Origin of the sequence: Pseudomonas sp. UW4 (genome assembly GCF_000316175.1) — a bacterium.
GTDB classification, from domain to species: domain Bacteria; phylum Pseudomonadota; class Gammaproteobacteria; order Pseudomonadales; family Pseudomonadaceae; genus Aquipseudomonas; species Aquipseudomonas laurylsulfatiphila.
Genome location: NC_019670.1, coordinates 4,574,767 through 4,600,227 on the forward strand (window position 1 = coordinate 4,574,767; position 25,461 = coordinate 4,600,227).

The 25,461-nt window shown below is 59.4% G+C and carries 22 protein-coding genes; 13 read left to right on the plus strand and 9 right to left on the minus strand.

Annotated features, from left to right (window positions below; all coding sequences use genetic code 11):
* Positions 1-99: 99 nt before the first annotated feature.
* Entirely contained in the window at positions 100-936 is an 837-nt protein-coding gene (locus PPUTUW4_RS20125; protein ID WP_015096329.1) for a S1-like domain-containing RNA-binding protein, read from the minus strand.
* A 351-nt stretch (positions 937-1,287) separates the two neighbouring features.
* Between PPUTUW4_RS20125 and PPUTUW4_RS20130 the strand changes: the two genes are divergently transcribed.
* The 3 genes from PPUTUW4_RS20130 to PPUTUW4_RS20145 all read left to right on the plus strand — a co-directional run bounded on the left by PPUTUW4_RS20130 (position 1,288) and on the right by PPUTUW4_RS20145 (position 3,352).
* Entirely contained in the window at positions 1,288-1,476 is a 189-nt protein-coding gene (locus PPUTUW4_RS20130; protein WP_015096330.1) for a hypothetical protein, read from the plus strand.
* 206 nt (positions 1,477-1,682) lie between these two features.
* Positions 1,683-2,405: a TorF family putative porin gene (locus PPUTUW4_RS20140; protein ID WP_015096331.1), complete on the plus strand. Its 723-nt coding sequence runs from the start codon at positions 1,683-1,685 to the stop codon at positions 2,403-2,405.
* 77 nt (positions 2,406-2,482) lie between these two features.
* The gene (locus tag PPUTUW4_RS20145; RefSeq protein ID WP_015096332.1) at positions 2,483-3,352 is read left to right on the plus strand and encodes a DUF6279 family lipoprotein; all 870 of its coding nucleotides are present in this window, start codon (positions 2,483-2,485) and stop codon (positions 3,350-3,352) included.
* Positions 3,353-3,399: 47 nt separating this feature from the next.
* On the opposite strand, the gene PPUTUW4_RS20150 is transcribed toward PPUTUW4_RS20145, so the two are convergent.
* Entirely contained in the window at positions 3,400-3,792 is a 393-nt protein-coding gene (locus PPUTUW4_RS20150; protein ID WP_015096333.1) for a hypothetical protein, read from the minus strand.
* A 194-nt stretch (positions 3,793-3,986) separates the two neighbouring features.
* Between PPUTUW4_RS20150 and PPUTUW4_RS20155 the strand changes: the two genes are divergently transcribed.
* Both PPUTUW4_RS20155 and PPUTUW4_RS20160 read left to right on the plus strand, forming a co-directional pair.
* Positions 3,987-4,721 (plus strand): thioredoxin family protein, encoded by a 735-nt coding sequence (locus tag PPUTUW4_RS20155; RefSeq protein ID WP_015096334.1) that lies wholly within the window; start codon positions 3,987-3,989, stop codon positions 4,719-4,721.
* Positions 4,722-4,909: 188 nt separating this feature from the next.
* Positions 4,910-5,188, plus strand: a complete 279-nt coding sequence (locus PPUTUW4_RS20160; protein WP_015096335.1) for a hypothetical protein — start codon at positions 4,910-4,912, stop codon at positions 5,186-5,188.
* Positions 5,189-5,251: 63 nt separating this feature from the next.
* On the opposite strand, the gene PPUTUW4_RS20165 is transcribed toward PPUTUW4_RS20160, so the two are convergent.
* Positions 5,252-6,592 carry a DEAD/DEAH box helicase gene (locus PPUTUW4_RS20165; RefSeq protein ID WP_007972492.1) on the minus strand — a complete coding sequence of 447 codons (1,341 nt, stop codon included), beginning with the start codon at positions 6,590-6,592 and terminating at the stop codon, positions 5,252-5,254.
* A gap of 191 nt (positions 6,593-6,783) precedes the next feature.
* Between PPUTUW4_RS20165 and PPUTUW4_RS20170 the strand changes: the two genes are divergently transcribed.
* Together PPUTUW4_RS20170 and PPUTUW4_RS20175 are read left to right on the plus strand one after the other, a co-directional pair.
* Positions 6,784-8,079: a mechanosensitive ion channel family protein gene (locus tag PPUTUW4_RS20170; RefSeq protein ID WP_015096336.1), complete on the plus strand. Its 1,296-nt coding sequence runs from the start codon at positions 6,784-6,786 to the stop codon at positions 8,077-8,079.
* Positions 8,080-8,177: 98 nt separating this feature from the next.
* The gene (locus PPUTUW4_RS20175; RefSeq protein ID WP_015096337.1) at positions 8,178-9,203 is read left to right on the plus strand and encodes an acyltransferase; all 1,026 of its coding nucleotides are present in this window, start codon (positions 8,178-8,180) and stop codon (positions 9,201-9,203) included.
* Between the two features lie 55 nt (positions 9,204-9,258).
* Here the strand turns inward: PPUTUW4_RS20175 and PPUTUW4_RS20180 are convergent, their stop codons facing one another.
* The 3 genes from PPUTUW4_RS20180 to PPUTUW4_RS20190 form a co-directional block, all read right to left on the minus strand.
* Positions 9,259-10,143, minus strand: a complete 885-nt coding sequence (locus PPUTUW4_RS20180; RefSeq protein ID WP_015096338.1) for a carboxylate/amino acid/amine transporter — start codon at positions 10,141-10,143, stop codon at positions 9,259-9,261.
* A 345-nt stretch (positions 10,144-10,488) separates the two neighbouring features.
* Positions 10,489-11,088 (minus strand): FMN-dependent NADH-azoreductase, encoded by a 600-nt coding sequence (locus PPUTUW4_RS20185; protein WP_015096339.1) that lies wholly within the window; start codon positions 11,086-11,088, stop codon positions 10,489-10,491.
* A 230-nt stretch (positions 11,089-11,318) separates the two neighbouring features.
* A complete protein-coding gene (locus tag PPUTUW4_RS20190) occupies positions 11,319-11,633 on the minus strand; it encodes a hypothetical protein (RefSeq protein ID WP_015096340.1) in 315 nt (104 codons plus the stop codon).
* Positions 11,634-11,682: 49 nt separating this feature from the next.
* On the opposite strand from PPUTUW4_RS20190, the gene PPUTUW4_RS20195 reads away from it, so the two are divergent.
* The 5 genes from PPUTUW4_RS20195 to aqpZ all read left to right on the plus strand — a co-directional run bounded on the left by PPUTUW4_RS20195 (position 11,683) and on the right by aqpZ (position 16,911).
* The gene (locus tag PPUTUW4_RS20195; RefSeq protein WP_007972479.1) at positions 11,683-12,606 is read left to right on the plus strand and encodes a LysR family transcriptional regulator; all 924 of its coding nucleotides are present in this window, start codon (positions 11,683-11,685) and stop codon (positions 12,604-12,606) included.
* 14 nt (positions 12,607-12,620) lie between these two features.
* The gene (locus PPUTUW4_RS20200) at positions 12,621-13,424 is read left to right on the plus strand and encodes an alpha/beta hydrolase (protein WP_015096341.1); all 804 of its coding nucleotides are present in this window, start codon (positions 12,621-12,623) and stop codon (positions 13,422-13,424) included.
* A 3-nt stretch (positions 13,425-13,427) separates the two neighbouring features.
* Positions 13,428-13,985, plus strand: coding sequence for a peptidylprolyl isomerase A (locus PPUTUW4_RS20205; RefSeq protein ID WP_007972474.1), 558 nt, complete (start codon positions 13,428-13,430; stop codon positions 13,983-13,985).
* A gap of 94 nt (positions 13,986-14,079) precedes the next feature.
* Complete coding sequence (locus tag PPUTUW4_RS20210) at positions 14,080-15,912, plus strand: ABC transporter ATP-binding protein (RefSeq protein ID WP_015096342.1); 1,833 nt, start codon at positions 14,080-14,082, stop codon at positions 15,910-15,912.
* A 300-nt stretch (positions 15,913-16,212) separates the two neighbouring features.
* Positions 16,213-16,911: an aquaporin Z gene (aqpZ, locus tag PPUTUW4_RS20215; RefSeq protein ID WP_015096343.1), complete on the plus strand. Its 699-nt coding sequence runs from the start codon at positions 16,213-16,215 to the stop codon at positions 16,909-16,911.
* Between the two features lie 18 nt (positions 16,912-16,929).
* Here aqpZ and PPUTUW4_RS20220 read toward each other — a convergent pair whose 3' ends face one another.
* On the minus strand, positions 16,930-18,054 hold the full coding sequence (locus PPUTUW4_RS20220; protein WP_015096344.1) for a GNAT family N-acetyltransferase: 1,125 nt from the start codon (positions 18,052-18,054) through the stop codon (positions 16,930-16,932).
* 279 nt (positions 18,055-18,333) lie between these two features.
* Between PPUTUW4_RS20220 and PPUTUW4_RS20225 the strand changes: the two genes are divergently transcribed.
* Positions 18,334-19,665 carry a putative porin gene (locus tag PPUTUW4_RS20225; RefSeq protein WP_015096345.1) on the plus strand — a complete coding sequence of 444 codons (1,332 nt, stop codon included), beginning with the start codon at positions 18,334-18,336 and terminating at the stop codon, positions 19,663-19,665.
* Positions 19,666-19,974: 309 nt separating this feature from the next.
* Here PPUTUW4_RS20225 and PPUTUW4_RS20230 read toward each other — a convergent pair whose 3' ends face one another.
* Positions 19,975-21,096 (minus strand): beta-ketoacyl-ACP synthase III, encoded by a 1,122-nt coding sequence (locus PPUTUW4_RS20230; RefSeq protein ID WP_015096346.1) that lies wholly within the window; start codon positions 21,094-21,096, stop codon positions 19,975-19,977.
* A gap of 342 nt (positions 21,097-21,438) precedes the next feature.
* Complete coding sequence (hrpA, locus tag PPUTUW4_RS20235; protein WP_015096347.1) at positions 21,439-25,350, minus strand: ATP-dependent RNA helicase HrpA; 3,912 nt, start codon at positions 25,348-25,350, stop codon at positions 21,439-21,441.
* Positions 25,351-25,461 lie beyond the last annotated feature (111 nt).

Here is a 25,461-nt window from a genome sequence, read left to right on the forward strand (position 1 = left end):
ACCGGAAAATGCCCCCGTAGGAGCTGCCGCAGGCTGCGATCCTGATTTCAAGGATCAAAAGATCGCAGCCTTCGGCAGCTCCTACAAGGCAGAGTGGGATCAGCTAAGTTCGATACGATCGGCATGAATGACAATCTGGCCATTCTTGTACAACGCGCCAATGGCCTTCTTGAAGTTGCCCTTGCTGACACCGAACAGACTGCTGATCAACGCCGGATCGCTCTTGTCGCTCACGGCCAGGGTGCCGTTGTTTTCACGCAACCTGGCGAGGATCTTCGAGTTCAGGCTGGTGGCCGCTTCCTGGCCGACCGGCTGCAGGCTCAGGCTGATCTTGCCGTCGGCGCGAACTTCCTTGATGAAACCCTTTTCTTCTTTACCGGCGCGCATGAACTTGAAGATTTCGTTCTTGTGGATCAGGCCCCAATGCTTGTTGTTGATGATGGCCTTGAAGCCCATGTCCGTGGCTTCGGCCACCAGCAAGTCCACTTCCTGACCAGCCGTGTAGTTGGCCGGGGTCTTGTCCAGGTAGCGGTCCAGGCGCGCGGTCGCGGTGATGCGGCGGGTGTGCTTGTCGAGGTAGACGTGTACCACCACGTACTCGCCCGCCGTCATCTGACGCTTCTCTTCGGAGAACGGCAGCAACAGGTCCTTGGGCAAGCCCCAGTCCAGGAATACGCCGATGCTGTTGACTTCAACAACTTTCAAACTGGCGAATTCACCCACTTGAACTTTCGGTTTTTCAGTAGTGGCGATGAGTTTGTCATCGCTGTCCAGATATATAAAAACGTTGAGCCAGTCTTCATCTTCGCTAGGAATATCTTTTGGAATATAACGATTTGGCAGAAGGATTTCGCCATCCGCGCCACCGTCCAGATATAAACCGAAGTTAGTGTGTTTAACCACTTGCAAACTGTTGTAACGCCCGACTAAAGCCATGTCCAATACCCTCATTGCGTGGGCGGCATTCTACCCGGTTTTAAGCGCCGCGTTCGCCCCCCCGGCCCGGTGGCGCGAGAAATCCTCTGAAAGCCTTGATTTTCACGGGCTTTCATCGCATGCCTGGCCGCTCGTCAGACCGATCCGGGCATTCACGCCATGCCCAGACAAGCGTAACTCGGCATTTTTCAAGGCAATGTTCTTATTTAAAACAGCGGCTTAGGCGCATATTTCGAATATTGTCCGAGGACTGATTACCCAGATCTCATGATTATTGCGAGGGGATATTTGCCAAGCAATTATCAGGTAATTCCTGTACGATGCCTGGCCAAGTTAATTTTCTACAGGTTAATGGCCGCCATGCGCGTAAAAGCATCCACCAGCAAAGCAAAGCCAGCTCCAGCCGTTGAAACCAGCGAGTCGATCAACAGCCAGATCGCAGCGTTCCTCAAGTCCGGCGGTGAAATCCAGCAAATTGCCAAAGGCGTCAGCGGCCAGACGTTCGGCCCGTCCAAGCAGATCACCCTGGGCAAAAAGTAACCCCCTCGCGTCACCTGGTCCCAAAGCGCTTTGAGCCTCGAAGCGCTTGGACTGGAACCCTCGTCATCCCGTCCGACACCCCTTCAAATCCATGGAAATCGACGAACGGCCTTCGCTGCCGATCATTCGCCGGTATCCTTGCACGCGTCTGGATCAAGCGTTTCAGCGGGCTCACCAGCCTGCCCTCGCTGTTCATGGAGTGACGCATGTTCAAACCTTCCTGTTTATCGGCATTGCTCGGCGGTCTGTTGGTTTGCTCCGCAGCACACGCACAAATCTTTCAGCGTGAACTGGGTGCCTTCGATCTCAAACTCGGCACTACCCCCACCCGCAGCATGGCCCAAGGCCTGGTCAAACCCTCGGCTGTCGGTTCGTTCCACGGAGGCCTGGACCTGAGCCACGACAGCGGTTTCTACGTGGGCCAATGGTCACCCAGCATGGGCATCAGCCCGGGGAAAGACCTCGAGATCGATTCCTACGCAGGCTTTAAACAACCCTTCGACCAAACCCTCGGCTACGAAGTGGGCCTGATCCGCTACAGCTACCCCGAAGTCACCAGCCCTGACAGCCAGGAACTGTTCGGCGGCCTGACCTTGCTCGGCAGCCGTTTCGGCATCGCCTTCAGCAACGACCCGGACAAACAGAACAACACGCTATTCGCTGACTTGAGCGGCAATCAACCGTTCGGTGTCGGCATCAGCCTGAAATACACCACCCACCAATTCAATACGCCAGTGGCGGTGGATGGCGGGTATGTAGGCAGCTTTACCGATTGGTCGCTGAAATTGTCCCGCCCGTTCATGGGCATCGACCTCGACCTGATCTACAGTGACTCCAGCCTGAGCGGCAGCGGTTGCTCGGCTTATGCCGGGCACAACAACCAATGCGACGGGCTGGTGACGCTCAAGGCCGAACACGCGTTCTATTGATCGGCTGAACTGCCGGCCCCCTCCTGGGTTCACAAGAGAATCAGACCCCGAAGACTGGCTTTCGCAAGGATTCGCCCATGTCCCGCTGGCTCAAACATATCGCCGTTGTGTTGGCCGTTACCCTCGCCCTCGGTGCGTGCAGCCGCGTGGGCCTGGCCTACCGCAATCTCGATGTGATCATCCCGTGGACGCTCAGCGACTACCTGGACATGAACGGCGAGCAGAAAAGCTGGCTGGACGAACGCTTGAAGGAACACCTGAGCTGGCACTGCACCACCCAACTGCCCGGCTATCTCGACTGGCTGGACCGCCTGCAAACCATGATCGCGACCAACCAGGTCACCGATGCCGCCTTGCAGGCCCGCGCCCAAGAAGCCGAACAGGCGATCGCCGAGACCGCGCGGGAAATCACCCCGTCGGCCATCGAGTTGCTGCAAGGGCTGGATGACAAGCAAGTCGCCGAAATGAACGATGCCTTCGCCAAGGACCGGCGCAAACGCCAGGCGGAATACCTCAAGCCCACCCTCGACCAACAGATCAAGGAGCGCAGCGCGCGCATGGAGAAACGCCTGAACGACTGGCTCGGCCCACTGAACAACACCCAGCAACAGCGGGTCACCACATGGTCCAGGGCCTTGGGTGATCAGAATACGCAGTGGCTGGCCAATCGTGTCCATTGGCAGAAACAGTTCAGCGCGGCCGTTGCGCAACGCCAGAGTCCACAATTCCCACAACGAATCGAGACACTTCTGATCAATCGCGAGAGTTTGTGGACACCCGCCTATCGTCAGGCCTTTGCCAACACCGAGGCCCAGGCACGTTCGCTGTTCGTAGACCTCATGGCTGCAAGCACACCGAGCCAGCGTGAACGATTACTGAAGAAAATCGAGGGTGTGAGAAAGGACTTCAGTGATCTGAAGTGCCTGAAAGCGGCGAAACAAGGCTAAGCGCCCCCCCCCTGTGGGAACTGACTCCCACAGGGTGTACACGTACATCAGGCAATCTGCGCCTTCGACGCCACCTGATCAAACGTCATCTCATCCAGCGCATCCTCCTGTTCATCGAGCACCTGCCGCGGGTGATCATTACCGAGAATACTGCTGTCGAGCAGACTCAATAAGCACGAACCCCGCGCCGTCAAAATGTAATTGGCACCCGTACCCCCTTCGTCCTCCGGTCGCGGCGCGATATAGCCACGCATCAGCAGCAGCTTTTCGTACTCGCCAGCCACCGTTTTCAAGTGATCAAGATTATCTATCGACTCGCCTTCCGCGGCCTTCTGCGCCGCATGCTGTTCGGCGTAAGGCCGCGGCGTGAAGTTGTGGCCCGCGCTGTTTTGCGCTTCATGCAGCAAGCGCTCAATCAAGTCCCAGTTGTAAGTCGTCATCCTGATTCAACCTCCGGTGTCCGTTCGATGGATGCCCGTGCAATTGAACGGGCCTTACAGGTTGTGACCGGTGCGCCCGGCAGCCGTTCAGACAGCCTTTCGCTGACGACCGACCGGCGGCATGTCGAATTCCACCCAAGCCAAACGACTAGTCTGTGTAGGTCACCTCCCAGCCCCACGCAGGAGAAAACAACATGAACATCCAGAATCACCCCGTCGTGTCGCGGGAAGAATGGCTCGCTGCCCGCAAACAACACCTGATCCACGAGAAAGCCTTCACCAGGGAACGGGACAAACTCAGCGCCGAACGCCGCGCCCTGCCCTGGGTGAAAATCGACAAGGACTACCATTTCCAGGGGGCCAATGGCGAACTGAAACTGGCGGACCTGTTCGGCGACCGCAGTCAGTTGGTCATCTACCACTTCATGTTCGCCGAGGGCTGGGACGAGGGCTGCCCCGGCTGCTCGTACCTCAGCGATCACATCGACGGCGCCAACCAGCACCTGGCCCACCACGACATTGCAGTGGTGGCGGTTTCCCACGCACCCTTCGATGAATTCCAGGCGTTCAAGCGGCGCATGGGCTGGAAGTTCGACTGGGTGTCGTCGGCAGGATGCGACTTCAACTACGACTTTGGCGTCTGTGCCCGGGCCGAAGAGGTCGCCGCAGGAAAGGCTACGTATAACTACGAAAAAACCGACGGCGCCGAGGAAGAACTCCCTGGTCTCAGCGTGTTTTATCGCAATGAAGCCGGCGAAATCTTCCACACCTACTCCACCTATGCCCGCGGCCTGGACATGCTGGTCGGCGCCTACAACTACCTCGACCTGACGCCCAAGGGCCGCAATGAGGAGGAGATCATGGAATGGGTGCGCCACCATGACAAATATGAGGAACAGGCGAAGTCGAGTTGCTGCCACAGTGGTTAGCCCCAGACACCTAGGCGCGGCCTTCGCGGGCAAGCCCGCTCCCACAGTTTTCTGTGTTGCTCACAAAACCCGTGGGCTTGCCCGCGAAGTGGCCCTGACAACCAACGCAAATATCACAGACTGAACTTTCCCCAGGGGCCAGCGCTCAACCGGATAACCCGCCTTGACCGGAGCTGAGGCCCCTGCCCATGAAACCACTGCTGAAGACGCTCACTCTCGCCGCTGCCCTCGCTTGTGCCCTGCCCGCCTGGGCCTGCACTCCCGAGGAAGCCACCGCCAAACGCGAACAACTGGCCCAGCAAGTGGCCAGGCTCACCGAGCAGAATCCGACCAAGGCCAAGGAGATCAATGACGAGTTGCAAAAAATGGATCTGGGCACTGCCTCCAAAGACTTGCCGGACAAGTGCCAGTTGATCGACCAGCGCTTGAAGGAGTTGGGCTCTGCCGAGAAGAAAACCGAAGGCTGATAGACGCCAGGAATAAAAAAACCCGGACACTGTCCGGGTTTTTCCTGGGTCGCGTACAGCGACTTACTCAGCCGCTGGCGCTTCCGGCTTGCGGCGCTTGAGCGGCGCCATGCCGTCCTTGCTGACCAGGGAGTCGCTCTTCGGTCGGTTGGCGCTCTTGCGCTTGGTCGGGGTCTTGGCGGCAGTTTTCTTCTTGTCGCCCTTGGCGTCGGTCTTTTTCTTCTTCACGCCGACGGCCTTGCCCGAGGCCTTGACCTTCTTCGGTCCGCCGTAGGTGCCTTTGACTTCCTTGATGGTGCGGCGCTCGAAGCTCTGCTTGAGGTAGCGCTCGATGCTCGACATCAGGTTCCAGTCGCCGTGGCAGATCAGCGAGATGGCCAGGCCATCGTTACCGGCGCGGCCGGTACGACCGATACGGTGCACATACTCGTCGCCACTGCGCGGCATGTCGAAGTTGATCACCAGGTCCAGGCCGTCAACGTCCAGGCCGCGAGCGGCGACGTCGGTGGCCACGAGGATTTTCACGCCGCCCTGCTTCAGGCGGTCGATCGCCAGTTTGCGATCCTTCTGGTCTTTCTCGCCGTGCAGCACGAACGCTTTGTATTCCTGCGCCACCAGGCGGCCGTAGATACGGTCGGCCATGGCCCGGGTGTTGGTGAAGACGATGGCTTTCTGGTAGGTCTCGTTGGCCAGCAGCCAGTTGACGATCTGTTCTTTGTGCTGGTTGTGGTCAGCGGTGATGATCTGCTGGCGAGTGGTGTCGTTCAGCTGGCTGACCGCGTTGAGCTGCAGGTGCTCAGGGTTGTTCAGGACCTTGGCGATCATCTCGCGCAGGCCCGAGCCACCGGTGGTAGCGGAGAACAGCATGGTCTGCTGACGGTTGGTACATTCGTCCACCAGACGCTGCACGTCTTCGGCGAAGCCCATGTCGAGCATGCGGTCGGCTTCGTCGAGCACCAGTACTTCGACTTCCTTGAGGTCGAGGTTACCGGCGTTAAGTTGCTCGATCATCCGGCCCGGCGTACCGATCAGGATGTCCGGCACCTTGCGCAGCATCGCGGCCTGGACCTTGAAGTCTTCGCCGCCGGTGATCAGTCCGGACTTGATGAAGGTGAACTGCGAGAAGCGTTCAACTTCCTTCAGCGTCTGCTGGGCCAGTTCGCGGGTCGGCAGCAGGATCAGGGTCTTGATGCTGACGCGGATTTTCGCCGGGCCGATCAGACGGTTGAGGATGGGCAAAACGAATGCGGCGGTTTTGCCGCTACCGGTTTGCGCCGTCACCCGCAGGTCACGCCCTTGGAGCGCCAGCGGAATGGCCGCGGCTTGCACAGGCGTTGGCTCGACAAATTTCAGCTCGGCCACGGCTTTGAGCAGGCGTTCGTGCAGGGCGAATTGGGAAAACACGGGTGCTACCTCGAAGAAATGCAAAAAAACAGCTGCATAGGGTAACGGTTTCGAGCGCTCAGGCCGAGTTTCTTTATGCAAATGGCGGTAAACAGTTGGTTTTTTGTTGCCTTGTTTTTCCCAAAACGCAATACAAAGCGTCTTAAATGCTCTAATCGCCTCTCGCACCCTACAGAAGAATCGTTTTGACCATGGATATCAAACAGCTCTGGATCAACGTCCTGGATCTTTGGGGTGCCCTCGACCAGCACCCGCTCTTACATTCCAGCCTGGCGCTGCTGCTGTTGCTGGCCATTGCGCTGTTCCTCGGACGGGTGGCGCGCTACCTCATACTGCACGCGGCAAAAATGCTCAGCCGCCAGCCGGCCCTGCACTGGGTCAATGATTTTCTACAGAACAAGGTGTTTCATCGCCTGGCCCAGATCACGCCTTCGCTGGTAATCCAGTTCGGCCTCAATCTGGTGCCGGACCTGAGCAAGACCAGTCTGAATTTCCTCGGCAACGTCGCCCTGTCCTTCACCTTCCTGTTTCTGCTGCTGGCGGTCAGCGCCCTGCTCAATGCCCTGCTGGACATCTACGCCCGCACCGAACACGCCCGCACCCGCTCGATCAAGGGCTATGTGCAACTGGCGAAAATGGTGCTGTACGTGTTTGGCGCGATCATCATCGTCGCGACCTTGATCGACCGCTCGCCGCTGTTGCTGCTTTCGGGCCTGGGTGCCATGTCGGCGGTGATTCTGTTGGTCTACAAGGACACGCTGCTGTCGTTCGTCGCCAGCGTGCAATTGACCAGCAACGACATGCTGCGGGTCGGCGACTGGATCGAAATGCCCCAGGTGGGCGCCGACGGCGATGTGGTGGACATCACCTTGCACACGGTCAAGGTGCAGAACTTCGACAAGACCATCGTATCGATTCCGACCTGGCGCCTGATGTCCGAGTCGTTCAAGAACTGGCGCGGCATGCAGGCTTCCGGTGGCCGCCGGATCAAGCGCAGCCTGTTCATCGACGCCAGCGGCGTGCGCTTCCTGCGCGACGACGAGGAACAGAAGCTGTCCCAGGTGCACTTGCTCACCGACTACATGACCCGCAAACAGGCAGAACTCAAGGCCTGGAACGAGGCCCAGGGCAACGTTGCGGCCATGTCGGCCAACCGCCGGCGGATGACCAACATCGGCACTTTGCGCGCCTATGCGCTGGCCTACCTGAAGAGTCATCCGGGGATCCAGCCGAACATGACCTGCATGGTCCGCCAGATGCAGACCACGGCCCAGGGCATTCCACTGGAAATCTACTGCTTTACCCGCACCACGGCGTGGGCCGACTACGAGCGGATCCAGGGAGATATTTTCGACTACCTGCTGGCGGTGCTGCCGGAGTTCGGGTTGAGCCTGTATCAGCAACCGAGCGGGACGGATCTACGTGCGGGGATATTGCCGGCAGTGCTGGGTGCGAGCCATCTACCCGAACTGAAAAAGACGCTATGAAATGCTGTACCCGCCACGCGCGACCTGCCCATCAGCAAACGTAGGCGACACCAAGGCTATATCGGTATACTCGATCCCTTTGGCAGATGCATCGAACAATGCTCAATTCCATTCAAACATTACGTGCGCTCGCTGCATGGATAGTGGTCTTCCACCATTACATGCAGTTAGTCCATAACTTTCAACTAACCGATCCGGTGTCCGTTTCGATGCAACGGTATGGTGCCATCGGCGTCGATTTGTTTTTTGTCATCAGTGGCTTTGTGATTTACCTTTCCGCTACCGGCAAAAAAATTTCCCCTGCAACATTCGTCCGCCATCGATTAGCAAGAATTGCCCCCGCATATTGGATGTTTACCTGTATCACTGCAGTGACATTGATTTTTTTACCCGGTTCGGTACCACTGACACTCTATGAACCCGTATTCCTGCTCAAAAGCCTGTTTTTTATCCCCGCACAGAACCCATCGGGAATCGGTTTTTATCCATTGATGACGGTTGGATGGACACTCAACTATGAGATGGTATTTTACGCCGTCTTTCTGGGCAGCCTGTTTTCCCCTGAGAAGTTCAGAGTACCCACGATCATTCTTGGCATTTTCCTGCTATACAAGGTGCTGCCGCGCCTTGGCGGCGACTTTGTTTTCTACCACAACCCCATAGTGTTTGAATTTACATTCGGAATAATCATTGCGTACGCATACCAAAGAAACCTTGTACAACGTATCCCCTTGGCTCCAGCACTGATAATGGCAGTGGCCGCCCTCGGAGTTATTATCCACTACGGTCAGACGGTTCACTCACCATGGAAATCGGGACTACCTTGCGCTGCCATTTTACTTGCTGCGCTATCTCAAGAACGTTTCTTCTCTAGAATCGAACTGATCAATAAACTGGGCGATTGGTCATACTCGACCTACCTGTGTCATGTACTGGTGATGTCCTACATGATAAAAATCCAACAAGCTCTAAACCTCAGCCACCTCACCACGCTGGCAATGATTCTTGGGTTGATTGCTGCGATTTCGGCATTGAGTTTCAACCTCATTGAAAAACCGATATCCAGACGGGTCAAGATACGCGAGAAACGCGCATGCGCTGTCCCAACAAGCTCCCCCCAATAAAACGACAACACCTGAAGCGCTGATTGATCTTCAGGTGTTGATCCTCCGGAGGCGGTCAGCGCATCTCGGTATCGTTACGCAGTAACAGAGCAGATCGCGCGCCCAACCGACTGATCCACACCGCCAGCAAAATCACCGAACCGCCGAGCAACAATCGCCCCAGTTCTTCATGCTGGTTCCAGATCAGCAGATTGATCAGCAACCCCACGGGCACATGCAGGTTGTTCATCACCGCCAGGGTCCCGCCATTTACCATGCACGCCCCCTTGTTCCACCAATACAAACCCAGCGCAGTCGAGACCAGACCGAGGAACAGCAGCACGCCCCATTGCAAAGGCGCTTCGGGCAGGAAGTTCTGTTTGCCGAACAACAGAAACGCCGGTAATGCCACCGCCAATGCGCCAAGGTAGAAGTAGCCGAAACGTCGGTAATGCGGCAGATCGCTCGGGTGGCGGGCGACCAGGTGTTTGTAGAGCACCTGCCCGGCGGCGTAGGTGAAGTTGGCCAGTTGCAGCAGCAGGAAACCCATGAAGAAATCCGGGTTGATCCGGTCAAAGCGAATCACCGCCGCCCCCGCCACCGCCACCAGCGCCGCGACCAGGGCCCAGGGGTTGAAGCGACGATTCAGTGCATCTTCGATCAGGGTCACGTGCAGCGGCGTGAGGATGGTGAACAGCAGCACTTCCGGCACCGTCAGTACGCGAAAGCTCAGGTACAGGCAGACGTAGGTCACGCCGAACTGCAAGGCACCGATCAGCAGCATGCCGCGCATGAACGCCGGCTCCACCGAGCGCCAGCGGGTCAGCGGGATGAACACCAGCCCTGCCAGGAGCACACGCACCAGCACCGCGAAGTAACTGTCGACATGACCGGCCAGGTATTCACCGATCAAACTGAAGGAAAACGCCTGGATCAGCGTGACAAAAAGTAGATAGCCCATGCTCGCCTCGTTTTGAATGGCGGCGACGATAGCGGGTTTTGCTACTGATCGCGAACACCCAAACAATACAAAAATCCATTGTGGGAGCGAGCTTGCTCGCGATAGCGGCGGATCAGTCAACATCATTGTCGACTGACACTCAGTCATCGCGAGCAAGCTCGCTCCCACAGGTTTTTTAGGTCCTTGTTAAATCACAGGCAAAAAAAAGCCCGATCTCGCTAAAGCGTTCAATCGGGCCAGAGCACTCAGGAGCAACAAGTGCGAAGGGAGGTTCGATGCGCGTACAGGCTTGAAGGGGTGCGCCAGGTCACTAGACCATCCAGCGATTATCTGGCGATTAATGGATCAGGCCACTTGCGCAAGCCTGGCGTTCGCCTGGTTCAGGCCTTTCTCCTGGAAGTCACCGCCCAGGTTCATGCCTTCGGCGTGGATGAACGTCACGTCGTGGATGCCGATGAAGCCCATGACCTGACGCAGGTACGGTTCCTGGTGATCGGCGGTGCTGCCGGCATAGATGCCACCACGAGCCGTCAACACATAGGCGCGCTTGCCGCTGAGCAGGCCCTGGGGACCGGTTTCGGTGTACTTGAAGGTCACGCCGGCACGCAGCACGTGGTCAAGCCAGGCTTTGAGCGTGCTGGGGATCGCAAAGTTGTACATGGGCGCGGCCATGACCAGCACATCGGCGGCGAGCAATTCGTCGGTCAGCTGGTTGGAGCGTTCCAGGGACGCCTGTTCGATGTCGCTGCGCTGCTCGGCGGGTTTCATCCAGCCACCCAGCAGGTTGATATCCAGGTGTGGCACCGGATTGACGGCCAGGTCCCGGACAGTGATCTGGTCATTCGGGTGAGCGGCTTTCCACTGGCTGATGAACGTCTGGGTCAGTTGACGGGAAACCGAGTCTTGCTGACGTGCACTGCTTTCGATGATCAGAACGCGGGACATGGGATGTAGCCTCCATCTGAGAATGCTGTAGGTCGATGGAGTGAAGGTTAAACAGAGTCATATCGATGAAAAAGCGCAAATAACTGCTATAACCCATCAATAAATTCGTTTATAAGCAAAGCCTGCGCCTGTGGGAGCGAGCCTGCTCGCGAATAGGCCGTATCAGTCGACATCAACGTTGAATGACACATTGCCTTCGCGAGCAGGCTCGCTCCCACAGAAAATCGAGGTCATTTCGGGGTGCAGGTCAGCTCGATACGCAGCTTGATGATGTTGCGGCTGAATTTGGCGGTGGCATTTTTGTGCTTGCCGGCCGGTACGTCGATCTTGCGGGTACGCGGTGCTTCCGGGCCATTGATGAAGACGGCCTTGCAGCTTGCATCGACGTCGCCGTAGTTGGCCACCTGGATGGAGCCGATGTCGCTATCCGTGTCGTAGGTCTGGTAATCGATCTTCATGCCGTTGAGGTCTTTCTTCACATCGATCGGGTAAGCCATCGCCGTCAACGGCAGCAGCGCCAGCAGCACACAACAGATTTTTTTCATTCAGCAGCCTCCAGTAAGGGCTGCCAGCTTAGGACAAGAGGAGCTCAACATGAAAGCGCCCCGCGTGACCCTTGATCAATGGCGAACGCTGCAAGCCGTGGTCGATCACGGTGGTTTCGCCCAGGCCGCCGAGGCGCTGCATCGCTCGCAATCATCGGTCAGCTACACCGTGGCACGCATGCAGGATCAGCTCGGCGTGCCGCTGCTGCGCATCGACGGACGCAAAGCCGTGCTGACCGAAGCCGGCGGCGTGCTGTTGCGCCGCTCCCGGCAACTGGTGAAACAGGCCAGCCAACTCGAAGACCTGGCCCATCACATGGAACAGGGCTGGGAAGCCGAAGTGCGCCTGGTGGTCGATGCCGCTTACCCAAGCGCCCGCCTCGTCCGCGCCTTGACCGCGTTCATGCCGCAAAGCCGTGGCTGCCGGGTGCGCCTGCGTGAAGAAGTGCTGTCGGGCGTGGAGGAAGTCCTGCTCGAAGGCGTGGCCGACCTGGCCATCACGGGCTTCAGTATTCCCGGTTACCTGGGCGCGGAATTGAGCGACGTCGAGTTCGTTGCGGTCGCCCACCCCGAGCATCCCCTGCACCGCCTCAACCGCGAACTGAGCTTCCAGGACCTGGAAAGCCAGATGCAAGTGGTGATCCGCGACTCGGGCCGCCAGCAACCTCGGGACGTCGGCTGGCTCGGGGCCGAACAACGCTGGACCGTCGGCAGCCTGGCCACCGCCGCGACCTTCGTCAGCAGCGGCCTGGGTTTTGCCTGGTTGCCCCGGCACCTGATCGAACGGGAACTGAAGGAAGGTACGCTCAAGCTGCTACCGTTGGATCAGGGCGGCAGCCGCAACCCGAGCTTTTACCTGTATTCGAACAAGGACAAACCACTGGGACCTGCCACGCAGATTCTCATCGAACTGCTGCGCACCTTTGACACCGCACCACTGGACGCCCCGTTCGCCGCCCCCGAACAAGCCTGACACGGAGTGTATGCATGGCCTATTTCGAACACGAAGGTTGCAACCTGCACTATGAGGAGTATGGCCACGGCACGCCGCTGCTGCTGGTCCACGGCCTCGGTTCCAGCACCCTGGACTGGGAAAAGCAGATCCCGGCACTGGCCACCCGCTACCGGGTGATCGTCCCGGATGTACGCGGTCACGGCCGTTCGGACAAACCCCGGGAGCGCTACAGCATTGCCGGTTTCAGCGCCGACCTGATCGCACTGATCGAGCACCTCAATCTCGGCCCGACACACTACGTCGGCTTGTCCATGGGCGGCATGATCGGCTTCCAGCTGGGTGTGGACCAGCCGCAACTGCTCAAGAGCCTGTGCATCGTCAACAGTGCGCCAGAGGTCAAACTGCGCAGCCGCGACGATTACTGGCAGTGGTTCAAGCGCTGGAGCCTGATGCACGCACTCAGCCTGCGCACCATCGGCAAGGCATTGGGCAGCAAGTTGTTCCCGAAACCCGAACAGGCCGACTTGCGACAAAAAATGGCCGAGCGCTGGGCAAAAAACGACAAACATGCTTATCTCGCCAGCTTCAATGCCATTGTTGGCTGGGGGGTCCAGGAACGACTTTCCAAGGTCACCTGTCCAACCCTCATCGTCAGTGCCGACCGCGACTACACACCGGTGGCGCTGAAGGAAAACTACGTAAAACTGCTGCCCGATGCGCGGCTGGTGGTAATCGCCGATTCACGCCACGCCACGCCACTGGACCAGCCGGAACACTTCAACCAAACGCTGCTGGATTTTCTGACCGCAGTCGATACCACCACTCAGGATCACTGACCCATGCTGAAAAAAATCGCCCTCGCCGCTGGCACCGTCCTGTTTGCCGCCAACCTGATGGCCGCAACGCCCGCCAAGGCGCCGCACGTTTTGCTGGAAACCACCAACGGCCAGATCGAAATCGAACTGGACCCGGTCAAGGCGCCGATCAGTACCAAGAACTTCCTTGAATACGTCGACAGCGGCTTCTACAACAACACGATTTTCCACCGTGTGATCCCAGGTTTCATGGTTCAGGGCGGTGGTTTCACCCAGGCCATGCAGCAAAAAGACACCAAGGCGCCGATCAAGAACGAACACAACAACGGCCTGGTCAACGTTCGTGGCACCTTGTCCATGGCCCGTACCTCCGTGCCTGACTCGGCCACCAGCCAGTTCTTCATCAACGTCAAGGACAACGACTTCCTTGACCAGGGTGACGGCTACGCTGTGTTCGGCAAAGTGGTCAAAGGCATGGACGTGGTCGACATCATCGTCAATTCGCCAACCACCGTTCGTAGCGGCATGAAGGACGTGCCGGCCGACCCGGTGTTCATCAAGTCGGCCAAGCGCATCGACTGAGACTAAGCTGGACAAGGATGTCCGAGCCGTTGCCGGTGTTTGCCGGCAACGCTCAAAACGTTAAAAGGAGAGCCCGCTCGCGGGCGAACGACCCATGCTTTATCGCCGCTTTGAAAAACTGATCGACGTTTTCCGTGAAGCACCAACGGCGTCCCCGCCGGATCGTGTATTCCCTTTTTATACCTACTACCTCAAGCAGGTCTGGCCGAGCTTCGCCGCCCTGTTGATCGTCGGCCTGATTGGTGCATTGATCGAGGTGGCGCTGTTCAGCTACCTGAGTCGCATCATCGACCTGGCCCAAGGCACGCCGAACGCCAATCTGTTTCGCGAGCACGCCCTCGAACTGACCTGGATGGTGGTGGTGGCGCTGGTGCTGCGCCCCATATTCGTGGGCCTGCATGACCTGTTGGTGCACCAGACCCTGAGCCCCAGCATGACCAGCATGATCCGCTGGCAGAACCACAGCTACGTGCTCAAGCAGAGCCTGAACTTCTTCCAGAACGACTTCGCCGGGCGCATCGCCCAGCGCATCATGCAAACCGGCAACTCACTACGTGACTCCGCCGTGCAAGCGGTGGATGCGTTGTGGCATGTGCTGATCTACGCCATCAGTTCGCTGGTGCTGTTCGCCGAAGCCGACTGGCGCCTGATAATCCCGCTGCTGACGTGGATCTTCGCCTTCATCGGCGCCCTCTGGTACTTCGTGCCACGGGTCAAGGATCGCTCGGTGGTGGCGTCCGATGCGCGCTCCAAACTCATGGGGCGCATTGTCGACGGCTACACCAACATCACCACCCTGAAGCTGTTCGCCCACACCCACTTCGAGCAGCAATACGCCCGCGAAGCGATCAAGGAACAGACCGAAAAAGCCCAACTGGCCGGCCGCGTGGTCACCAGCATGGACGTGGTCATCACCAGCATGAACGGCCTGCTGATCGTCTGCACCACAGGCCTGGCCCTGTGGCTGTGGACGCAGTCGCTGATCAGCGTGGGGGCAATCGCCCTGGCCACCGGCCTGGTGATCCGCATCGTCAACATGTCCGGCTGGATCATGTGGGTGGTAACCGGCATCTTCGAAAACATCGGCATGGTGCAGGATGGCCTGCAGACCATTTCGCAACCGGTCAGCGTCACCGACCGCGACCAGGCCAAACCCCTGGCGGTGGCCCGTGGCGAAGTGCGTTTCGAGCAAGTGGACTTCCACTACGGCAAGAAGAGCGGGATCATCGGCGGCCTCAACCTGACCATCAAGGCTGGCGAGAAAATCGGCCTGATCGGCCCGTCCGGCGCGGGCAAATCGACCTTGGTCAACCTGCTGCTGCGCCTGTACGACGTCGAAGGCGGACGCATCCTGATCGACGGCCAGAACATCGCCGACGTCAGCCAGGAAAGCCTGCGCGAACGCATCGGCATGATCACCCAGGACACCTCGCTGCTGCACCGCTCGATCCGTGACAACCTGCTGTACGGCAAACCCGACGCCACCGATGCCCAACTCTGGGAAGCGGTGCACAAGGCCCGGGCTGACGGTTTCATTCCTTTGCTGTCCGACGCCGAAGGCCGTACCGGTTTCGATGCCCATGTCGGTGAGCGCGGGGTGAAACTTTCCGGCGGCCAGCGCCAGCGCATCGCCATTGCCCGTGTGCTGCTCAAGGACGCGCCGATCCTGATCATGGACGAGGCCACCTCGGCGCTGGATTCGGAAGTCGAAGCGGCGATCCAGGAAAGTCTCGAAACCCTGATGCAGGGCAAAACCGTGATCGCCATCGCTCACCGGCTCTCGACCATCGCCCGGATGGACCGGCTGGTGGTGCTGGAAAACGGCAAGATCGCCGAAACCGGAACCCACGCCGAATTGCTCGCCCATGGAGGCTTGTATGCGCGGTTGTGGCAACACCAGACCGGCGGGTTTGTCGGGATCGATTGATTCCCTGAACAACACACCCCTCCCCTGTGGGAGCGAGCTTGCTCGCGATGACGGAGTGTCAGTCGACAGAAATGGCGTCTGATCCACCGCTATCGCGAGCAAGCTCGCTCCCACAGGGATAAGCGTTACACCGAAGATTGAAAAACCGCCAGGCCCCATAAAACACGGGGCCTGGCGGTTTTTCATGCCTGCTGGAATTCTGAAAAAACCGTGCTGTACTCACTTCAACGTTCTGGAGATGGTTCTGCAGTCCATCGGCTGGATGCTCAAGGCAGCATAATCTCGAAAGGGCACTCTCTTATGTCTCTGTTAAAACGTTCGGCGACTGAGTTGGTAGGTACGTTCTGGCTGGTATTGGGCGGTTGCGGCAGTGCGGTGTTGGCGGCGGCTTTTCCAGAGGTGGGGATCGGCTTGCTCGGGGTGTCCTTCGCGTTTGGCCTGACCGTACTGACCATGGCCTTCGCCATCGGCCATATTTCCGGCTGTCATCTCAATCCTGCGGTATCCCTCGGCCTGGTGGTCGGCGGGCGGTTTCCGGCGAAGGAATTGCCGGCCTACATCATTGCCCAGGTCATTGGCGGCGTGATTGCAGCCGCCCTGCTGTACTTCATTGCCAGCGGCAAACCCGGTTTCGAACTGGCAGGAGGTCTTGCGTCCAACGGCTACGGCGAACACTCGCCTGGCGGCTATTCAATGGCGGCCGGGTTTGTCTGTGAACTGGTGATGACCGCAATGTTCATCCTGATCATCCTCGGCGCCACCGATAAACGTGCACCGGCAGGACTGGCGCCGATTGCCATCGGCCTGGGGCTGACGCTGATCCACCTGATCTCGATCCCGGTCACCAACACCTCGGTCAACCCGGCGCGCAGCACCGGCCCGGCGCTGATCGTCGGCGGCTGGGCGATTCAACAACTGTGGATGTTCTGGGTCGCACCGCTACTCGGTGCAGTCGCCGGCGGTGTGCTGTATCGCTGGCTGGGCAAGGAAGACAACTGACACGCCATAGGGTGAAGATCAGCCTTGTCGATAAGGCAAGGCTGACTTCGCATCCTCAGCATAAGCCAGCACCCCCAGCCGCTCTTGCTCCAGAAAGTCTTTTACCGCCGCCTTCAACCCCGGATGCCGCAGGTAGTGCCAGGAATGGGTGATGACAGGCTCGAATCCACGAATCAGTTTGTGCTCGCCTTGCGCACCGGCATCGAAACGCTGGAAACCGTTGGCGATGGCGTAGTCCATCCCCTGGTAGAAGCAGGTCTCGAAATGCAGGCGATCGAACTCCGCCAGGCATCCCCAGTAACGGCCATAAAAGCTGTCGCCCCCCACCAGACTGAACGCCATCGCCACCGGCCGTGAACCCTGCCTGGCCAGCACCACGCGAATCGACTCTGGCATGCGTTCGGCCAACAGGCTGAAAAACTCCCGCGTCAGATACGGCCTTTGCCGGCGCACCGCGTAGGTATTGGCGTAGCAGGCATAGACGAAATCCCATTGCGCCTGACTCAACTCCCGCCCCTCTAGCCATTCGAACTCGAAACCCTGCCCGGCCACCTGCTCGCGCTCCTTGCGCATCTGTTTGCGCTTGCGCGAATTGAGCACGTCGAGGAAGTCCTGGAAATCCCGATAACCGCGATTCTGCCAGTGATACTGACAGCCAACGCGCTGCAACCAGCCGGGCTGCTCGCTCAATGCCGCATCGGTGAATGGATCGGTGAAATTGATGTGGGCGCTGGAAAGCCCTTCGAGTTCAAGATAGCCCGGCAAGCTTTTCAACAGTTCGAAACCGTCTTCGACCGTGGCCGCTAACAGTCGCGGCCCGGTGACCGGACTGAACGGCACCGCGCTCAACAGCTTGGGGTAGTAATCGATGCCGGCGCGTTCGCAGGCATCGGCCCAGGCGTGATCGAACACGTACTCGCCGTAGGAATGCCACTTGCGATAAGCCGGTAGCGCGGCGATCAGGCGATCACCTTCAACGTGCAGCAGATGCTCGGGCTGCCAGCCGGAATGGGGGCCGACACTGCCGCTGTCTTCCAGTGCACTCAAAAAAGCGTGACGCAGAAAAGGCTGGTTCTCCGGCACCATTGCATCCCAGGTCTGCGGGGCGATTTCTGACAGTTTTTGCAGGCGTTGCAACGGCATCACCGTCCTCACTCTTCATGGCGTGAAAGCCCCGCGAGTATCGCCTATCGCTCCACATTGCACACGGGCAAAGCGACGACAGTGCTCTAACTCAATAGTTCACGGCAGCTTTGTATCGTCATCGACACGACATCACATTGCCACTGCTCTGTAATAAACCATCGCAATAATGGCGCCTGTTTTTAGAGCGCCGGGTTATACCCGGCCACAGTTTTCCGCCCTTACGGTCGGTTGTGTCCCGGATGGCTCTGTCATCCCCTCTCATCTTCGGAGATTGATATGCGTCTTGCTTCCACGAAAACTGCGGCGGCCTTGTGCGGTGGCCTGTTGCTGGCCATGAGTGTTCCGGCCAGTGCCGCAGTCGACGCCAAACTGCTCGACATGCTCAAGGCTAACGGCTCGATCACCAACGCGCAGTACAGCGAATTGCAAGCCGAGCTGGCCAGGGATCAGAAAGAACAGCAGATTGCCCGTCAGGCTCAGCAAGAGACCAACGAGCAAATCGCGGCCACCGCGAAGAAAACCGACACACTGAGCGCCTTCGACCAGAAGCTTGCATGGGCGGCAAAGACCCAGTTCAAGGGCGATGTGCGCTTTCGTCAGGAAAACGTCCACAACGATGGCGTGCCAAACAACAAGGACCAGGATCGTCAGCGCATTCGTGCCCGCCTGGGTGCCTACAGCGAAATCAACCCGCAGGTCGACACCGGTATCCGTATCGCCACCGGCAGCAACGACGACGCTCGCTCGACCAACCAGGACCTGAACAACTACTTCGACAAGAAGCAGATCTGGCTGGATCAGGGTTACATCGACTACCACCCGGACGCGATCAAGAACCTGCACCTGGTTGGCGGCAAGATGCCGCAACAATGGGTGAGCATGGGCGACATCATCTGGGATAGCGACATCAACCCGGAAGGTCTGGCCGTCACCTACAAATACCCGTTGAGCGGCAGCACCGAGCTGTTCGGTAGCGCCGGTCACTACACCCTCAAGGACAACGTCGATGGCGAAGGCGTGCAATTCAAGCACGACCTGCGTCTGTACGCCGGCCAGTTGGGTGCGCGCTTCGCCATCACCGACAGCATGAAAATGACCTTGGGCGGCAGTCTCTATGCCTACGACAACGATGACAGCAGCGCCTGCCCGACCTCGGGTACCGTTACTACGCCATGCGCACTGGCCGTCAACGGCAACAGCCCGGGCGAACAGTTCAAACTGTACGAAGGCTTTGGTCAGCTGGACTTCAGCAACCTGCCAGTACCGCTGTCGATCTACGGTCAGTACGTGAACAACGCCGATGCCAGCAACGACCAGGACACTGGCTGGCTGGCCGGTGTGAAGTCCAAGCTCTACGGTTTCAACGTGGACTACAACTACCGCGACGTGCAGCGTAACTCTGTGGTGGGCGCCTTCACCGACTCCGACTTCGCCAACGGCTTCACCGGTTCGCGCGGCAGCAAGCTGAAAGTGAGCTACGACCTGGACAAGAATTTTGCCCTGGGCGCGACCTACTACATGGCGACCTCGGACCAGACCAACGCCAACATCAACAAGAAGGATTCGGACATCAACACCCTGCAACTGGATGCCGAAGCCAAGTTCTGATTCACCCCGCTACACGACTCGGGCAAGGAAGTCCGGGCCCCTTTTACAGCCTGGCGTTGATGTATCGGTCCCCATCATCCTCCGATGCATCAACGCGAGACTGTTTTCAATTCCCCGCCTGCACATATTCATTTGTGGCGAGGGGGCTTGTCGGACCGCCGCACCGCCCCGTTGGATCGCGAAGCGATCCCAAACCCGCTCACTGCGATTTGACAGACATACCGTATCAGCCAGCTCTACGTCGACTGCGTCGCCGAACGGGGGCAAGCCCCCTCGCCACAAAAGCCCACGCAAAAAAAGATCGCAGAATCAGCGCTTGCGCAGCAACACGCTACCAATCGAATAACCGGCGCCGAACGAGCTGAGCACGGCCAGCGAACCGGCGGCCAGATCGTCCTGGTTCTTGTGGAACGCAATCACGGAACCGGCGGAACTGGTGTTGGCGTAGGTGTCGAGAATCACCGGGGCTTCCTGTTCGGTCGCATCGCGGCCCAGCAGTTTCTTGACGATCAGGTGGTTCATGCTGAGGTTGGCCTGGTGCAGCCAGAAGCGCTTCACGTCGCTGATGTTGAGCTGGTTCTGTTGCAGATGCTCAGCGATCAGCTCGGCCACCATCGGGCAGACTTCCTTGAACACCTTGCGGCCTTCCTGCACGAACAGTTTGTCCTTGGCGTCGATGCCCTCTTCCGCCGCGCGGTTGAGGAAGCCGAAGTTGTTGCGGATGTTGTTGGAGAACTTGGTCAGCAGCTTGGTGCTGACGATGTCGAACTGATACTTGGACGTCGCCAGGTCGGCACGCTCGATGATCACCGCGGTGGCGGCATCGCCGAAGATGAAGTGGCTGTCGCGGTCACGGAAGTTCAGGTGGCCGGTGCAGACTTCCGGGTTGACCATCAGGACCGCGCGGGCCTGGCCCAGTTGCACGCTGTTGGCGGCAGTCTGGATACCAAAGGTCGCCGAGGAGCACGCCACGTTCATGTCGAAACCGAAACCCTGGATGCCCAGCGCTTCCTGGACTTCGATGGCAATGGCCGGGTAGGCACGTTGCAGGTTGGAGCAGGCGACGATCACGCCATCGATATCCGCTGCAGTCTTGCCGGCACGCTGCAGGGCTTGTTCGGCCGCGCCGATGGCCATCTGGCACAGCACCGACCATTCGTCGTTGGAGCGCTCCGGCAGGCGCGGGGCCATGCGTTGCGGGTCGAGAATGCCGTCCTTGTCCATGACAAAGCGGCTCTTGATGCCGGAGGCTTTTTCGATGAATGCGGCGCTGGACTCGGTCAACGCCTGCACTTCACCGCGTGCGATGGCGTCGGCATTGTCGGCGTTGAATTGCGCGACGTAAGTATTGAAAGACTGGACCAGCTCTTCATTGGAAATGCTGTTGGCCGGGGTGTACAGGCCGGTGCCACTGATGACGACGTTATGCATGGTCGTGTCTCTAATCTGTTCAGGCAGAAAGTATTGGTACCGTCGTACCAACACACAAAGGGTCTATTCCCGTCCGGGGACGCAAACCTGGCATCGCTTTATTCCGACCTGCCCGCGACCGTGAAGGCTCAAAACCGCGGGGCCGGCATTTATAGGCGCGAAGTTTGCCATAAACATTGGGTTTTGGCGCCTTTTTGCTGGATGAACCCTACCTGCGGGCCATGCAAAACTGTGGGAGCGAGCTTGCTCGCGATTGCGGCCTGACAGGCAACATAGATGTTGAATGTGATGCCCCCATCGCGAGCAAGCTCGCTCCCACAGGGTATTGCAGTGGTCTCAGGTCTAGGGTTCGACCTGGCTCCACTGCTTGTTCAGGCGCTTGTCGGAGATCGGCACCTTGGTTCCCAGTTGTTGCGCAAACAGCGAAACCCGGTATTCCTCCAGCCACCAGCGATACAACTCCAGCTGCGGATCGCGCTTGCCTTCCTGGGCATGTTTGCTGGCGCGAGTCTGGTATTGCGTCCACAGGCCGCTCAATTCGCCGCTCCAGACCCGGTCGCGCTGCACCTGGGCAGCGATTTTTTCGAAACGCTGCTCAATGGCCTTGAGGTAACGCGGCAACTCCTTGAGCCACTGCATCGGTGTTTCCCGGACAAACCCCGGATAGACCAGGTGGCTGAGTTGCTGCTTGATGTCGTTCAGGGCCACGGCCTGTGCCAGGTCGATCTTGCCCTTGAAGCGTTTTTGCAGGCCATGCCAGAGCTTGAGGATTTCCAGGGTCAGCTTCGCCACACGCTCGGCGTGCTCGGTCCAGGCGCCACGCTTGCGTTCGGCCAGGGACGCCAATCCGGCGCCATCGCGTGGCAGCGGGTCTTCGCCTTCGAGAATGCAACTGTCGAGGCTGGCCAGCAGAATGTCTTCCACCAGCGCATCGACACGCCCCATGTCGCGGTACAGCAGGCCCAGCTCGGTCAGGCCCGGCAACTTGCCGCGCAGGAACTTTGCCGACTCGGCCAGTTGCTGCATCAGCAAGCGTTGCAGGGCACGGCGATGCTGGAACTCGGCCTCGGCCGGGGTCGAGAAACGCCCTTCCTTGACCGTGCCCGCCTCTTCCACCAGTGCCGGATAAACCGTCATCGACAGTCCGGCGATCTTCTGCTGGGTTTTCTCGGCCACGGCGGCGAAGACTTTCGGCTCAACCGGTTGCTGGCTCTTCGCGGTTTGCGGCACCGCCAACGCGGCCTGGCTGGCCTCGGCGAAACGCGCCGTCAGTTCGGCCAGATCGCGCCCCTCACCGAGGAACTTGCCCTGGCCGTCGACGATCTCCAGGTTCATCCGCAGATGGCTTTCGACTTGCTGTGCCGCCTCGGCCCAGGCTTCATCGCTGACCCGCGCTCCGGTCATGCGCAGCAACTCGCGACCCAGGGCCTGGGGCAGCGAGCCCTCGGCAAAGGTCATGCGCTGCAAGGCAGCCTTGACGAAGTCCGGCACCGGCACGAAGTTCTTGCGCAGGGCCTTGGGCAGGTTGCGCACCAGGGCAATGCACTTGGCTTCGATGACACCCGGCACCAGCCAGTCCAGGCGCTCCGGTGGCAGCATCGGCAACAGCGGTGCCGGCACGCGCAGGGTCACGCCGTCCCGTGGATGATTCGGCTCGAAGTGGTAGCTGAGGGCCAACTCCAGATCACCGATGTGCAGCGTATCCGGGTAATGCTGTGCGGTGACCTCACTGGCTTCACGGGCCAGCACGTCTTCTTCGCGCATGATCAACAGCTGCGGATCTTTCTGACTGTTGATCCGGTACCAGCTGTCGAAGGTCGCTGTCTGATGGATCTCCGCCGGCAGGCGCGCGTCGTAGAAGGCGTACAGGGTTTCTTCATCCGCCAGGATGTCGCGACGGCGGGCCTTGGCCTCCAGTTCGTCGAGTTGTTCCAGCAACTGCTTGTTGGCGGTCAAACACTTGGCTTTGGACTGAATCTCACCGCGCACCAGCGCTTCGCGGATAAACAATTCGCGCGAAACCACCGGATCCACCGGGCCGTAATGCACCGGCCGCCGCCCTACCACGATCAACCCGAACAGGGTGATCTGCTCGAACGCAACCACCTGGCCGCGCTTCTTCTCCCAGTGCGGTTCGAAGTGGTTTTTCTTGATCAGGTGCCCGGCGAGCGGTTCGATCCAGTCGGCGTCGATCTTCGCCACCATGCGCGCGTAGAGCTTGGTGGTTTCCACCAGTTCGGCGGTCATCAGCCACTGCGGACGCTTCTTGCCGATACCCGACGACGGATGAATCCAGAACCGCCGCTGACGCGCGCCGAGGTAATCGCCCTCTTCGGTTTTCTGGCCGATCTGGCTGAGCAAACCCACCAGCACCGCTTTGTGCAGTTTCGGGTAATCCGCCGGCTCTTTATTGAGGCTCAGCTGCATGTCGCGGCAGATCAGACTCAACTGGCGATGGGAGTCGCGCCATTCGCGCAGGCGCAGGTAATTCAGGAAATTCTTGCGGCACCAGTTGCGCAGCGGGTTGGCGGTCAGCGCCTGGCGTTGCTCTTCGAATCCGCGCCACAGGTTGACCAGACCGGCGAAGTCCGAGTCGGCGTCTTTCCACTGGGCGTGGGCCTGATCCGCCGCTTGCTGACGCTCCGGCGGACGTTCGCGCGGGTCCTGGATCGACATGGCGCTGGCGACGATCAGCACTTCCTGCAAACTGCCGAGCTTCGCCGCCTCCAGCAACATGCGCCCCATGCGCGGGTCCACCGGCAGCCGCGCCAATTGGCGACCGAGCGGGGTCAACTGGCTGTTGCGATCCACTGCCGAGAGTTCCTGCAGCAGGTTGTAACCGTCGCTGATGGCCTTGCCATCCGGCGGTTCGATGAACGGGAACGCGCTGACCTCGCCAAGGCGCAGGTGCAACATCTGCAAAATGACCGCCGCGAGGTTGGTCCGCAGGATTTCCGGATCGGTGAATTCCGGGCGACCGAGGAAATCCTCTTCGCTGTACAGGCGCACGCAAATACCCGGCTCGACCCGTCCACAACGGCCCTTGCGCTGGTTGGCGCTGGCCTGGGAAACGGCTTCGATCGGCAGGCGCTGGACCTTGGCCCGGTAGCTGTAGCGGCTGATGCGCGCGGTGCCGCTGTCGATCACGTAGCGGATGCCCGGCACCGTCAGCGAGGTTTCCGCGACGTTGGTCGCCAGCACCACGCGACGCCCCGGGTGCGACTGGAAAATCCGCTGCTGCTCGGCCGGCGACAGGCGCGCGTACAACGGCAGGATTTCGGTGTGCTTGAGCTGGGCCTTGCGCAGCATGTCGGCGGCGTCGCGAATCTCGCGCTCACCGGGCAGGAACACCAGCACGTCACCGGGACTGCGGCGTTCACTGCGCTCATAAGCGGCGATTTCGTCGAGGGTGGCGAGAATCGCCTGATCCACCGTCAGGTCGTCCTCGACGCGGTTACCCTCTTCGTCCTGCTCCAGGGTCAGCGGGCGATACCAGGTGTCCACCGGGAACGTACGGCCGGACACCTCGACAATCGGAGCATCGTCGAAATGCTTGGAGAAACGCTCAAGGTCGATGGTCGCCGAGGTGATGATGACCTTCAGGTCGGGACGGCGCGGCAGCAGGGTTTTCAGGTAGCCGAGAAGGAAGTCGATGTTGAGGCTGCGTTCGTGGGCTTCGTCGACGATGATCGTGTCGTAGCGTTCCAGATAGCGGTCGTTCTGGGTTTCCGCCAGCAGGATGCCGTCGGTCATCAGTTTGATCAGGGTATTGGAATCGCTCTGGTCCTCGAAGCGCACCTGATAGCCGACCAGTGCGCCCAACGGCGTGCCCAGCTCTTCGGCGACCCGGCTGGCCACGCTGCGCGCGGCGATCCGCCGTGGCTGGGTGTGACCGATCAAGCCATGCTGGCCGCGACCGATTTCCAGGCAGATCTTCGGTAACTGGGTGGTTTTACCCGAGCCGGTCTCGCCGGCGATGATCAGCACCTGATGCTTTTCCAGCGCCTTCTTGATTTCGTCGCGCTTGGCGGCAATCGGCAAACTGTCGTCGTAACGAATCACCGGCAGGCTGGCGCGGCGCGCCAGCACCTGGTCACAGGACGCCTGCATGCGCGCCACCCACTGGCCCAGTTTGGCCTCATCGGGTTTCTTGCGCAGCTCAAGCAACTGCCGCCGCAGCCGGTGGCGGTCGGCGAGCATGGCGTGATCGAGGTTTTTCAGCAGTTTGTCGATGGAGGGCGATTCGTCGGTCATCGGGTACGCAATTCAGTCGTCTAGTGGCGCAGGGTGGCGATTGTCGCAGATTTTACGACCGCTGCGCGGCCGATCGCGAGCAGGCTCGCTCCCACACTGGATCTATAGCGA

Excerpts from the sequence above, each read along its gene's own strand:
- PPUTUW4_RS20175 (WP_015096337.1), top strand. The coding sequence starts at position 8,178 with ATGCTCAATTCCATTCAAACATTACGTGCGCTCGCTGCATGGATAGTG.
- PPUTUW4_RS20150 (WP_015096333.1), bottom strand. The coding sequence starts at position 3,792 with ATGACGACTTACAACTGGGACTTGATTGAGCGCTTGCTGCATGAAGCG.
- PPUTUW4_RS20190 (WP_015096340.1), bottom strand. The coding sequence starts at position 11,633 with ATGAAAAAAATCTGTTGTGTGCTGCTGGCGCTGCTGCCGTTGACGGCG.
- PPUTUW4_RS20225 (WP_015096345.1), top strand. The coding sequence starts at position 18,334 with ATGCGTCTTGCTTCCACGAAAACTGCGGCGGCCTTGTGCGGTGGCCTG.
- PPUTUW4_RS20220 (WP_015096344.1), bottom strand. The coding sequence starts at position 18,054 with ATGCCGTTGCAACGCCTGCAAAAACTGTCAGAAATCGCCCCGCAGACC.
- PPUTUW4_RS20185 (WP_015096339.1), bottom strand. The coding sequence starts at position 11,088 with ATGTCCCGCGTTCTGATCATCGAAAGCAGTGCACGTCAGCAAGACTCG.
- aqpZ (WP_015096343.1), top strand. The coding sequence starts at position 16,213 with ATGTCTCTGTTAAAACGTTCGGCGACTGAGTTGGTAGGTACGTTCTGG.
- PPUTUW4_RS20155 (WP_015096334.1), top strand. The coding sequence starts at position 3,987 with ATGAACATCCAGAATCACCCCGTCGTGTCGCGGGAAGAATGGCTCGCT.
- PPUTUW4_RS20125 (WP_015096329.1), bottom strand. The coding sequence starts at position 936 with ATGGCTTTAGTCGGGCGTTACAACAGTTTGCAAGTGGTTAAACACACT.
- PPUTUW4_RS20195 (WP_007972479.1), top strand. The coding sequence starts at position 11,683 with ATGAAAGCGCCCCGCGTGACCCTTGATCAATGGCGAACGCTGCAAGCC.
- PPUTUW4_RS20145 (WP_015096332.1), top strand. The coding sequence starts at position 2,483 with ATGTCCCGCTGGCTCAAACATATCGCCGTTGTGTTGGCCGTTACCCTC.
- PPUTUW4_RS20140 (WP_015096331.1), top strand. The coding sequence starts at position 1,683 with ATGTTCAAACCTTCCTGTTTATCGGCATTGCTCGGCGGTCTGTTGGTT.
- PPUTUW4_RS20130 (WP_015096330.1), top strand. The coding sequence starts at position 1,288 with ATGGCCGCCATGCGCGTAAAAGCATCCACCAGCAAAGCAAAGCCAGCT.
- PPUTUW4_RS20180 (WP_015096338.1), bottom strand. The coding sequence starts at position 10,143 with ATGGGCTATCTACTTTTTGTCACGCTGATCCAGGCGTTTTCCTTCAGT.
- PPUTUW4_RS20205 (WP_007972474.1), top strand. The coding sequence starts at position 13,428 with ATGCTGAAAAAAATCGCCCTCGCCGCTGGCACCGTCCTGTTTGCCGCC.
- PPUTUW4_RS20200 (WP_015096341.1), top strand. The coding sequence starts at position 12,621 with ATGGCCTATTTCGAACACGAAGGTTGCAACCTGCACTATGAGGAGTAT.
- PPUTUW4_RS20160 (WP_015096335.1), top strand. The coding sequence starts at position 4,910 with ATGAAACCACTGCTGAAGACGCTCACTCTCGCCGCTGCCCTCGCTTGT.
- PPUTUW4_RS20230 (WP_015096346.1), bottom strand. The coding sequence starts at position 21,096 with ATGCATAACGTCGTCATCAGTGGCACCGGCCTGTACACCCCGGCCAAC.
- hrpA (WP_015096347.1), bottom strand. The coding sequence starts at position 25,350 with ATGACCGACGAATCGCCCTCCATCGACAAACTGCTGAAAAACCTCGAT.
- PPUTUW4_RS20170 (WP_015096336.1), top strand. The coding sequence starts at position 6,784 with ATGGATATCAAACAGCTCTGGATCAACGTCCTGGATCTTTGGGGTGCC.
- PPUTUW4_RS20210 (WP_015096342.1), top strand. The coding sequence starts at position 14,080 with ATGCTTTATCGCCGCTTTGAAAAACTGATCGACGTTTTCCGTGAAGCA.